Here is a 10,887-nt window from a genome sequence, read left to right on the forward strand (position 1 = left end):
ATTTTTAGATAGCCCTGATGGAAGTGGCATCCTTTTTTTATGTATCCGAACAGGGTAGATAAAAAAAGATACAACGGACAGCAGGAGTAGTCGTGTTTTGTATTGAGATATTGGTGCTCCTAATACTAAGAAATGGGATAATAAGTTTGCTTCGTTCTTTGCCATTACAAAAAATTATGAGCATAAAAAAAGCGCCAGTTGTAGAACTGACGCTTTCTTGAATATTTGAAAAAATATTATTTTTTCTTTCCTTTTGCAGGTGCTTTTGCCGCTTTTGCTGCTTCTTGAGCTGCTTTCATAGCTGCACGAGAAATCTTCACTTGACAGATAACAGTGTTGTCTGGGTGCATGATTTTAAAGTTTGGTGTTGGCACTTTAGTAACGTACAATTTGTTACCCATATCAAGTGGCGTAATGTCAGCTTCAACAAAGTCTGGAAGATCTTTTGGTAAAGCTCTCACTTTTAATTTACGAGTATTTAAACGTAAATCTCCACCTGCCATAACTCCTTTTGAGTTACCAATGATTTTCACTGGAACTTCCATAGTGATTTCTTTGTCGTCAAAGATTTGAAAGAAGTCAATGTGTAAAATCTTGTCAGACACTGGGTGAACTTGAATGTCTTGTAAAATAGCGTTAAATGATTTTCCTTTTCCAAGATCGATCTCAACTGTGTGAGCGTTTGGAGTGTAAACCAAGTTTTTGAAAGCCATAACTTCTGCTGAGAAATGAACTGCCTGATTTCCTCCGTATAATACGCAAGGAACCAATCCAGCATTACGTAGGGCTTTAGTCGCAACTTTACCCACGCTTTCTCTTTCTGATCCTTTAATTGTAATCGATTTCATTGTAAAAAAAATATAGTTATTAAATAATTATTCATGCTTTAGGCAATAAGCTCGAAGCTTTATGCAAATGTAATACGTTTTAGGCGATCTAAAAATGCTTTCGGCTTAAAGCCTTTTGCATAGTGCCAAATACTACATTATAAACTTTCCACTAATGGAATTGTTGTGGTGCACCATGTGCATAACTTCAGCAAAAAGAGGTGCACAACTGAGCACTCTTATTTTGTTTGATTCTTTCTTTAACGGAATAGAATCGGTCACTATTAATTCGCTTAATTGCGATTTCTCTATTTTTTCGTAAGCATCACCAGATAAAATGGCATGTGTACATATTGCTCTAACACTTAAGGCTCCTTTCTCGATCATTAAATCTGCGGCTTTCGCCAAAGTGCCTCCGGTATCTATCATGTCATCTACTAGAACTACATTTCGACCTTTAACCTCACCAATCAATTCCATGGTGTCAATAACGTTGGCTTCTTTTCTTTGTTTGTAACAAATCACAACATCTGACTCTAAAAATTTAGAATATGCATAGGCTCTTTTTGAACCTCCCATATCTGGAGAAGCAATTGTCAAATTATCTAAACCAAGACTTTTTACATAGGGTAAAAAGATAGTCGAAGCAAAAAGATGATCTACTGGTTTTTCAAAGAATCCTTGAATTTGATCGGCATGCAAATCCATTGTCATAACTCGTGTTGCGCCAGCTGCATCTAATAAATTAGCTACTAGTTTAGCTCCTATCGGAACCCTTGGCTTGTCTTTTCTATCTTGTCTCGCCCAACCAAAATAAGGAATTACCGCTGTTATGTGTCTGGCTGAAGCACGTTTTGCGGCATCAATCATCAATAACATTTCCATCAAATTATCAGCTGTTGGAAAAGTAGAGCAAACAATAAAAACGCGTAAACCTCTAATAGATTCTTCGTAAGAAGGTTGAAACTCACCGTCACTGTATTTTGACATGGTGATTTTCCCTAATGGGATTCCGTATTCCTTTGCTATTTTCTCAGCAAGATAAACACTTTGCGAACAAGCAAAAATTTTAGCTTCTGGTTCTAGGTGTGACATTTAGTTGTTGTTTTATTTCGATTTTTATATTTACAAGAAGGTTTTGTGATTTTGAATTGTCCTGCTTTCTGTATTAGCCTCGAATATAGTTAGTTGTGTGTGTTGCGTTTTAACGAGGTGCAAATTTATAAAATTTATTCAACTCTGAAAGGAAAAAATTAAGTATTTTTAGTAGCACATTTAATATTATTTTTTACATTTGCACCGTGTTAAAGGAATTGATGGTTGATTTAAACACAATCACATCTTTTATTGCGTTGAGATAGCTGTCGTTATTTCATGTCTAGCTAAGCCCGGATGGCGGAATTGGTAGACGCGCTGGTCTCAAACACCTGTGGGAAACCGTGCCGGTTCGACTCCGGCTCCGGGTACTTAAAAACCTCTTAATCGATTGATTACGAGGTTTTTTTTTTTATTTGAGGACGAAAAAGGGGACGATTTTAAAATTCTCTTAAGTGCAGGGATTATTTGTTTTTACTAATAATAGTTAAAATGTATAAAAGTAATCAAAGAATAGGAGGGAAGATGTTATTTCTATATTGTTGCTAAAACTGCAATCAATGGCCTAATGAGTTTCAAACTGTTGTTGATTAGTTACTATAAATGTATTCATTGTAACCAATCGGATTCATTGTGTAAATTAACGCTTTTTTTTCTATTTTAATTCTACTCATTTTGTTTTGGGAATCTCTTCCTGAATTAAGTTGTTGCTAAATGATAGGTGATGACTGCAAGAGGTGTTGAAACAAATGGTTTAGAAATAAATCTAACAATGTTTTTAATGTTGCTCACTTTTACGTGAAGAAATGTAATTGTTTTATCTAGATGGTGCAGCTTTTTACTATCTTTTGGTAGATGACTTTATGCAGAAACAATTTATCTAATATATTTTAATGTGTTTGTATTAAATCATTAGTCCTTAGATTTAATGTAGTCTCTTGATTGAGTTCGAAGCGCTTGTAAAAGGATTTAACAGATAGTGTTATCATGAATCTTAAAACAATAGAAATTCTTTTATAATCTATTTTATTTGCTCAGCTGTAAGTTTATTTTGTTTTAATAATTCTTAAAGGTCTATTTCAAAGACTCCTTTTGTGTAGTAATTAAAAATTATAAGCACAAAAAAAGCTTTCGAATGATCGAAAGCTTTTTTGTATTTGAATGAGAATTTTTAATCTCTAGTTACTAATGCATCTTGTTTCCAAGTTTTAACAGAAGCAATTTTGCTGTTAGAATAGTCTACCTCGTTTAAGTTTTTACCGTTCCAGAACAACCATTTCCCAGTTTTCACACCGTTGTCATAAGTAGCAACTGATGATTTATTTCCGTTCTCGTCATATGAAATCCAAGTTCCGTCAAGTTTTCCATTTTTAAAGAAACCTTCTTGTTGTACTTTCCCATTTTCAAAATAGTATGTTGTTTTTACTAATTGACCTACTGCTTCTAATTTTGGGTTGTTTTCTTGAGCAAAAATTGTTCCTGTGAAAAGTATTGCGATTAAAAAGATATATTGTTTCATGATGTTTGGGTTTTTAAATTCATATTAGCTTAACAAATATATAAAGTATTTTACAATAAAAAAACTTTTAGTTAACAATTTGGTAACATTGACCTAAAATTTAACATTGGAAACTAAATTTGCTTTTGTGTAGACTGCTAAATTTTGCTTTTTGGCAATTCATTATTCATAATTAGTCCTAAATTTGCATCCGCGCCCAAAGGGCTAAATAAATTAAAATCTAGAACATGTATAGAAGTCATAACTGTGGCGAGTTGAACGCCTCACATATTAATACAGAAGTTACTCTTGCTGGTTGGGTGCAGAAATCTCGTGACAAAGGTTTTATGAATTGGGTTGATTTACGCGACCGTTATGGAATTACTCAACTTATTTTTGATGAAGGTCGCTCTAATCAAGACGTTTTTGAATTAGCAAAAACACTTGGTCGTGAATTTGTAATTCAGGTAAAGGGAACTGTTATTGAACGTGAGGCCAAAAATAAAAATATAGCTACAGGAGATATCGAAATTTTAGTTACCGAATTAAATATTCTAAATGCATCGCTTACGCCTCCTTTTACAATAGAAGACGAAACGGATGGTGGAGAAGATATCCGAATGAAATACCGTTACTTAGACATTCGAAGAAATCCAGTAAAAAACAGTTTGCTTTTTCGTCATAAAGTAGCAATGGAAGTGCGTAAATATTTATCTGATTTGGATTTTTGTGAGGTAGAAACACCTTATTTGATAAAATCTACACCAGAGGGAGCTAGGGATTTTGTTGTTCCTTCTCGAATGAATGAAGGACAGTTTTACGCTTTACCACAATCGCCTCAAACCTTTAAGCAGTTGCTGATGGTGGGTGGAATGGATAAATATTTCCAAATCGTGAAATGTTTCCGTGACGAAGATTTGCGCGCAGACAGACAGCCAGAATTCACGCAAATTGATTGTGAAATGGCTTTTGTGGAGCAAGAAGATATTTTAAATGTTTTTGAAGGATTGACTAGACATTTATTAAAAGAGATAAAAGGTGTCGAAGTAGAAAAGTTCCCAAGAATTACCTACGATTATGCCATGAAAACCTACGGAAATGACAAACCGGATATCCGTTTCGGAATGGAATTTGGCGAATTGAATGAAGTAGCGAAACATAAAGAATTTCCTGTATTCAATGCTGCAGAATTAGTGGTTGGTATTGCTGCGCCTGGCGTTGGTAATTATACACGTAAGGAAATAGATGCTTTAATTGACTGGGTGAAGCGTCCTCAAGTGGGAGCAACGGGAATGGTTTATGTTAAATGTAATGAGGACGGAACGTATAAATCATCAGTAGATAAATTCTACGATCAAGAGGATTTAGAACAATGGGCAAAAATTACTGGAGCGAAGGCCGGCGATATGATTTTTGTTTTATCTGGACCATCTGATAAAACTAGAGGGCAATTAAGTGCTTTGCGTATGGAATTAGCTACTCGATTAGGTTTGAGAAATCCAGCTGAGTTTGCACCACTTTGGGTTGTTGACTTTCCATTATTAGAATTAGACGAAGAAAGCGGAAGATGGCATGCTATGCACCATCCATTTACTTCTCCAAAACCAGAAGACATGGCTTTGTTGGCTACGAATCCGGGTAAAGTTCGCGCTAATGCATACGATATGGTTTTGAATGGAAATGAAATTGGCGGTGGATCGATTCGTATTCACGATAAAGCCACGCAACAATTAATGTTTAAATATTTAGGTTTTACTGAGGAAGAAGCAAAAGTGCAATTCGGATTCTTGATGGACGCATTTCAATTTGGTGCGCCACCTCACGGAGGTTTAGCTTTTGGTTTAGACAGATTAGTAGCTATTTTAGGCGGTCAAGAAACTATAAGGGACTTTATTGCATTTCCAAAGAATAACTCAGGAAGGGATGTTATGATCGATGCACCATCTATAATTGATGATGCTCAATTAAAGGAGCTACATATTAGATTGGCTTAATCAATATCAGTGTGTAATTTAGGTTGGTATAGTAAAAAAGAAGTGGTGAATATTGATAGAAAACGTTGAAAATCAATATTTTTACAAAATAAAAACAGAAGAATGTCTTTCGTATTGTAATATATATTACATTTGCTACATTATAAATTATTATTACAATTACAATGCGTACAGGTACAGTTAAATTTTTCAATGAGTCTAAAGGTTACGGATTCATTACAGACGAAGAAACAGGAAAAGACATTTTTGTTCATGCATCAGGAATCAACGCGGAAGAATTGCGCGAAGGTGACAGAGTTAGCTACGAAGAAGAAGAAGGAAGAAAAGGAAAAGTTGCTGCGAAAGTAGCAGTTATCTAAGCATAAAAAATTAATTTTTTTTGCCTACGAATGTTTAAGAAAACGTTCCGATTTTTTCGGGGCGTTTTTTTTTGTTGCAATTTTTCAGTCTCGTTTAAAATCTCGTGTAATTTTAAAAATCTGAAAATGATTAACGTTAAACATGTCTTAATGCAATATTCTTGTCTTATTTATAATTGATAAAAATTGTAAATTTACATCGTTGTAGTTGCAATGTATTTAGGACTTTTTATTGTTATTTAATAATTTGGAAGTTATCTTTGTGCCCTATATTTATTCAAAAAAATCGATACTATGCAATCTGATCAATTAAATTATATTCCAATTTTAATGCAGTTTGTTCTTGCTGTAGGATTTGTTGTGGGAACCATTATAGTTTCAGGAAAACTAGGTCCAAAAAGATTATCTGAAGTAAAAGGCAAAAATTTTGAATGTGGTATTGAATCTGTTGGAAATGCGAGAATACCATTTTCGGTAAAGTATTTCTTGGTAGCTATATTATTTGTTTTGTTTGATGTGGAAGTGATTTTCTTGTATCCATGGGCAATCAATTTCAAGGAATTGGGAATGGATGGAATGGTTAAAATGGTAATTTTTATGCTTTTGCTTTTGGTGGGTTTTTTCTACATCATCAAAAAGAAAGCGTTAGAGTGGGAATAAAGATTTATTTTAAATGTTGAATTCTAAATTTTAAATGGTTTTATTTTAATTTCTAATTCAAAATTTCTAATTCAAAATTATAAAAAATGAGTGATTCAAATATAAATATGGTTGCCCCTCCAGAAGGTGTTGTTGGTGAAGGTTTCTTCGCTACAAAACTGAATGATGTTGTGGGATTGGCTCGTGCAAATTCATTGTGGCCTTTGCCTTTTGCAACTTCTTGTTGCGGAATTGAATTTATGGCAACAATGGCTTCGCATTACGATTTGGCACGATTTGGTTCAGAACGTGTAAGTTTTTCACCTCGTCAAGCGGATATGTTGATGGTAATGGGTACGATTTCAAAGAAAATGGCGCCTATATTACGTCAGGTTTACGAACAAATGTCAGAGCCTCGTTGGGTAATTGCTGTTGGAGCTTGTGCTTCTTCAGGTGGAATTTTTGATACATATTCGGTTTTACAAGGAATTGATAAAGTAATTCCCGTAGATGTTTACGTTCCTGGATGTCCGCCAAGACCAGAACAAATTGTTGACGGAGTTATGAAATTGCAAGAGTTGGTGCGAACAGAATCAGTAAGAAGAAGAAGTTCTCCAGAATACCAACAACTATTAGCTTCTTATAATATCAAATAAATAATGGCGCTAGAAACGATACAAATTCAAGATAAATTAGTAGAAACATTTGGTTCTTCTGTTTTTGAATTCAAGCAAGAAAAAGATATATTTTCATTTGAAGTTGCTGCGGATAAAATAACTGCAGTGATTCTTTTTTTGAAAAATGATTCAACATTACGGTTTCATTTTCTAACAGATTTGTGTGGGATTCATTATCCAGACAATGATGAAGATCATCAATTTGCGGTTGTGTATCATTTGCACAATTGGTACGAGAATAAAAGAATTAGAATCAAAGCATACATTAACGGTGAAAATCCAGAAATAAAATCGATATCAAATATTTTCTTGAGCTCCAATTGGATGGAAAGAGAAGCCTACGATTTTTATGGAATAAACTTCATTGGTCATCCACAATTGAAACGTATTTTGAATATGGATGAAATGATTTCTTTTCCTATGCGAAAACAATTCCCAATGGAAGATAGCGGAAGAACAGACAAAGACGATCGTTTCTTTGGAAGAACTACCGACAATTATTAAAAATACTCACTATTATAATTTTTCACATTAACTAAATGTCAGAACTATTATTACCACCAGAGCATCGCTATGCTAAAAGAATAAAAGAACAACTAAATGAAGACGGAAGCGAGCTTTCGATCCTGAATTTAGGGCCAACTCACCCAGCTACACACGGTATTTTTCAAAATATCTTGTTGATGGATGGAGAAAGAATTCTGGAAGCGGAACCAACCATTGGTTACATTCACAGAGCTTTCGAGAAAATTGCGGAAAACCGTCCTTTTTACCAAATTACACCACTTACGGATAGAATGAACTATTGCTCGTCACCTATAAATAATATGGGTTGGTGGATGACATTAGAAAAATTGTTGGATATCGAAGTTCCTAAAAGAGCCCAATATTTAAGAGTTATTGTAATGGAATTAGCTAGAATCACAGATCATATTATCTGTAATTCAATCCTTGGTGTTGACACCGGAGCGTATACTGGATTTTTATATGTGTTCCAATTTAGAGAAAAAGTGTACGAGATTTATGAAGAAATTTGTGGAGCTCGTTTAACAACTAATATGGGAAGAATTGGTGGTTTCGAAAGAGATTGGTCTCCTAAAGCATTTGAATTACTGAACACTTTTTTAGAAGAATTTCCAGCAGCTTGGAAAGAATTTGAAAACTTATTCGAAAGAAATAGAATTTTTATTGATAGAACTGTAAATGTTGGAGCTATAACTGCTGAACAAGCGATGGCTTACGGTTTTACAGGTCCAAATTTACGTGCTGCCGGTGTTGATTATGATGTGCGTGTAGCGCAACCGTATTCTTCTTACGAGGATTTTGATTTTATTATTCCTGTTGGAAAATCAGGCGATACGTACGATCGTTTTTGTGTTCGTAATGCCGAAGTTTGGGAGAGTTTGAGTATCATTCGTCAAGCATTAGAGAAAATGCCAGAAGGGAATGACTTTCATGCTGATGTTCCGGATTATTACCTTCCTCCAAAAGAAGATGTTTACACAAGTATGGAATCGTTGATTTACCATTTCAAAATTGTTATGGGTGAAGTTCCTGTTCCAGTTGCCGAAATATATCATCCTGTAGAAGGTGGGAACGGAGAATTAGGTTTTTATTTAGTTACTGATGGAAGTCGAACTCCTTATCGATTGCATTTCCGTAGACCTTGTTTTATTTATTACCAAGCGTATCCAGAAATGATTAAAGGAGCTTTGCTCTCGGATGCTATTGTAATTTTGTCAAGTTTAAATGTCATAGCAGGAGAGTTAGACGCATAGTAAAATTATAAATGATGAATTTTAAATTATAAATTATTCGAAACATTTAAAATTTATAATTCAAAATTTAAAATAATTAAAATGGAAAAAACACATTACAAACAAGAAATAAATATAACTGAAGGATTGATGTCCCGCATCAACGAATTGATTAGTTATTATCCTGAAGACAAAAGAAAATCGGCTTTGTTGCCTGTTCTGCATGAAGTTCAAGATGCTCATGAGAATTGGTTGAGCATAGAATTGATGGACAAGGTTGCTGAAATTCTTTATATTAAACCAATAGAAGTATATGAGGTAGTGTCGTTTTACACGATGTACAACCAGAGACCTATTGGTAAATACATGTTCGAATTTTGTCAAACCTCACCTTGTTGTTTGAATGGTGTAGAAGATTTAATGGATTATACCTGTGAAAAACTAGGTGTAAAAGTGGGGGAACCTACTCCAGACGGTCTTTTTGAAGTTCGAGGTGTTGAATGTTTAGGTGCTTGTGGTTACGCTCCAATGATGCAATTAGGCGATTTTTACAAAGAACACTTGACTAAAGAAAAAGTAGATCAGTTAATTGAAGATTGCAAAAACGATACAATACTATTACACGATAAATAATATGTCACAAAAAATATTATTAGACAAAATAAATATTCCAGGAATTAAAACTTACGAAGTATACCGTCAAAACGGGGGGTATGCTTCAGTTGAAAAAGCCTTGAAAACATTAACGCCAGATGAAGTAGTCGAAGAAGTGAAAACTTCAGGATTGCGTGGTCGTGGTGGAGCAGGTTTCCCAGCAGGAATGAAATGGAGTTTTATTGATAAAAAATCAGGAAAACCAAGACATTTAGTTTGTAATGCGGATGAATCAGAACCGGGAACTTTCAAAGATCGATATTTGATGGAATTTATTCCTCATTTATTGATTGAGGGAATGATTACTTCCAGTTATGCATTGGGTGCAAACCTATCCTACATCTACATTCGGGGAGAATACATGTGGGTATATAAAATATTAGAAAGAGCCATTAACGAAGCTAAAGCTGCTGGATTTTTGGGTAAAAATATATTAGGTTCAGGGTATGATTTAGAACTTTATGTTCATTGTGGTGCTGGAGCTTACATTTGTGGTGAAGAAACTGCATTGATTGAATCATTGGAAGGAAAAAGAGGAAATCCTCGTATCAAGCCACCCTTTCCTGCAATTTCAGGACTTTGGGCAAATCCAACGGTTGTAAATAACGTAGAAACAATTGCCGCTGTGCCTTGGATAGTTAATAATTCAGGTGCAGAATATGCTAAAATTGGTGTTGGACGTTCTACAGGAACTAAATTAATTTCAGCTTCAGGACATATTAAAAACCCAGGTGTTTACGAAATTGAATTGGGTTTAAGTGTGTACGAATTCATGAATTCTGATGAATTTTTAGGAGGAATGAGTTCTGACAGACCACTTAAAGCATTTGTACCGGGAGGAAGTTCTGTTCCCGTTTTACCTGCACATTTAATTTATAAAACGGCAAACGGTGAAGATCGTTTGATGTCATACGAATCATTAAGTGACGGTGGATTTGCAACTGGTTCTATGTTGGGATCGGGAGGATTTATTGTTTACAATGATACCTCTTGTATTGTCCGTAATACTTGGAATTTCTCTCGTTTTTATCACCATGAAAGCTGTGGGCAATGTTCCCCTTGTCGTGAAGGTACAGGATGGATGGAAAAAGTATTGCATCGAATAGAAAACGGTCACGGTCGCGAAGAAGATATCGATTTGCTATTGAGCATTCAAAGTAAAATTGAAGGAAATACCATTTGTCCATTAGGTGATGCGGCAGCTTGGCCAGTGGCAGCAGCAATTCGTCATTTTAGAGAAGAATTTGAATACCATATTCGTTTCCCGGAAAAAATAAAAAATAGAGATCATTTTGTTGCGGAACCTTTCTCCAAAGTCATAATGTCTAATGTCTTAAAGTCGTAACGGAAATGGGAAGGTTTAATTCATTTGAAGAAATTAATTCTT

The 10,887-nt window shown here is 34.7% G+C and carries 11 protein-coding genes and 1 tRNA gene; 9 read left to right on the forward strand and 3 right to left on the reverse strand.

The features are described 5' to 3' along the window. Positions 1 to 236 precede the first annotated feature (236 nt). Positions 237 to 848: a 50S ribosomal protein L25/general stress protein Ctc gene (locus tag AC061C_RS14585; RefSeq protein ID WP_309760455.1), complete on the reverse strand. Its 612-nt coding sequence runs from the start codon at positions 846 to 848 to the stop codon at positions 237 to 239. A gap of 132 nt (positions 849 to 980) precedes the next feature. After that, entirely contained in the window at positions 981 to 1,922 is a 942-nt protein-coding gene (locus tag AC061C_RS14590; protein ID WP_309760453.1) for a ribose-phosphate pyrophosphokinase, read from the reverse strand. Between the two features lie 291 nt (positions 1,923 to 2,213). Here AC061C_RS14590 and AC061C_RS14595 point away from each other — a divergent pair. Further along, positions 2,214 to 2,293 (forward strand) — tRNA-Leu (locus AC061C_RS14595). 800 nt (positions 2,294 to 3,093) lie between these two features. On the opposite strand, the gene AC061C_RS14600 is transcribed toward AC061C_RS14595, so the two are convergent. Further along, on the reverse strand, positions 3,094 to 3,441 hold the full coding sequence (locus AC061C_RS14600; protein ID WP_417979598.1) for a toxin-antitoxin system YwqK family antitoxin: 348 nt from the start codon (positions 3,439 to 3,441) through the stop codon (positions 3,094 to 3,096). A 227-nt stretch (positions 3,442 to 3,668) separates the two neighbouring features. On the opposite strand from AC061C_RS14600, the gene aspS reads away from it, so the two are divergent. From aspS to nuoF, 8 genes are all read left to right on the forward strand, one after another. Then, positions 3,669 to 5,414 (forward strand): aspartate--tRNA ligase, encoded by a 1,746-nt coding sequence (aspS, locus tag AC061C_RS14605; RefSeq protein ID WP_478291785.1) that lies wholly within the window; start codon positions 3,669 to 3,671, stop codon positions 5,412 to 5,414. A 164-nt stretch (positions 5,415 to 5,578) separates the two neighbouring features. Next, positions 5,579 to 5,773 carry a cold-shock protein gene (locus AC061C_RS14610; protein ID WP_007137066.1) on the forward strand — a complete coding sequence of 65 codons (195 nt, stop codon included), beginning with the start codon at positions 5,579 to 5,581 and terminating at the stop codon, positions 5,771 to 5,773. A gap of 294 nt (positions 5,774 to 6,067) precedes the next feature. Then, the gene (locus AC061C_RS14615) at positions 6,068 to 6,433 is read left to right on the forward strand and encodes an NADH-quinone oxidoreductase subunit A (RefSeq protein WP_478291786.1); all 366 of its coding nucleotides are present in this window, start codon (positions 6,068 to 6,070) and stop codon (positions 6,431 to 6,433) included. 86 nt (positions 6,434 to 6,519) lie between these two features. Continuing rightward, on the forward strand, positions 6,520 to 7,068 hold the full coding sequence (locus tag AC061C_RS14620) for an NADH-quinone oxidoreductase subunit B (protein ID WP_417944224.1): 549 nt from the start codon (positions 6,520 to 6,522) through the stop codon (positions 7,066 to 7,068). Positions 7,069 to 7,071: 3 nt separating this feature from the next. After that, entirely contained in the window at positions 7,072 to 7,593 is a 522-nt protein-coding gene (locus AC061C_RS14625; RefSeq protein WP_478291787.1) for an NADH-quinone oxidoreductase subunit C, read from the forward strand. Between the two features lie 35 nt (positions 7,594 to 7,628). Further along, the gene (locus AC061C_RS14630) at positions 7,629 to 8,867 is read left to right on the forward strand and encodes an NADH-quinone oxidoreductase subunit D (RefSeq protein WP_478291788.1); all 1,239 of its coding nucleotides are present in this window, start codon (positions 7,629 to 7,631) and stop codon (positions 8,865 to 8,867) included. Positions 8,868 to 8,948: 81 nt separating this feature from the next. Then, positions 8,949 to 9,479 (forward strand): complex I 24 kDa subunit family protein, encoded by a 531-nt coding sequence (locus AC061C_RS14635; protein WP_478291789.1) that lies wholly within the window; start codon positions 8,949 to 8,951, stop codon positions 9,477 to 9,479. Between the two features lies 1 nt (position 9,480). After that, entirely contained in the window at positions 9,481 to 10,845 is a 1,365-nt protein-coding gene (gene nuoF, locus AC061C_RS14640; protein ID WP_478291790.1) for an NADH-quinone oxidoreductase subunit NuoF, read from the forward strand. The last annotated feature ends 42 nt before the right edge of the window (positions 10,846 to 10,887 follow it).

Source organism: Flavobacterium sp. GNP010 (assembly GCF_056428945.1).

Excerpts from the sequence above, each read along its gene's own strand:
- AC061C_RS14585 (WP_309760455.1), bottom strand. The coding sequence starts at position 848 with ATGAAATCGATTACAATTAAAGGATCAGAAAGAGAAAGCGTGGGTAAA.
- AC061C_RS14590 (WP_309760453.1), bottom strand. The coding sequence starts at position 1,922 with ATGTCACACCTAGAACCAGAAGCTAAAATTTTTGCTTGTTCGCAAAGT.
- AC061C_RS14600 (WP_417979598.1), bottom strand. The coding sequence starts at position 3,441 with ATGAAACAATATATCTTTTTAATCGCAATACTTTTCACAGGAACAATT.
- aspS (WP_478291785.1), top strand. The coding sequence starts at position 3,669 with ATGTATAGAAGTCATAACTGTGGCGAGTTGAACGCCTCACATATTAAT.
- AC061C_RS14610 (WP_007137066.1), top strand. The coding sequence starts at position 5,579 with ATGCGTACAGGTACAGTTAAATTTTTCAATGAGTCTAAAGGTTACGGA.
- AC061C_RS14615 (WP_478291786.1), top strand. The coding sequence starts at position 6,068 with ATGCAATCTGATCAATTAAATTATATTCCAATTTTAATGCAGTTTGTT.
- AC061C_RS14620 (WP_417944224.1), top strand. The coding sequence starts at position 6,520 with ATGAGTGATTCAAATATAAATATGGTTGCCCCTCCAGAAGGTGTTGTT.
- AC061C_RS14625 (WP_478291787.1), top strand. The coding sequence starts at position 7,072 with ATGGCGCTAGAAACGATACAAATTCAAGATAAATTAGTAGAAACATTT.
- AC061C_RS14630 (WP_478291788.1), top strand. The coding sequence starts at position 7,629 with ATGTCAGAACTATTATTACCACCAGAGCATCGCTATGCTAAAAGAATA.
- AC061C_RS14635 (WP_478291789.1), top strand. The coding sequence starts at position 8,949 with ATGGAAAAAACACATTACAAACAAGAAATAAATATAACTGAAGGATTG.
- nuoF (WP_478291790.1), top strand. The coding sequence starts at position 9,481 with ATGTCACAAAAAATATTATTAGACAAAATAAATATTCCAGGAATTAAA.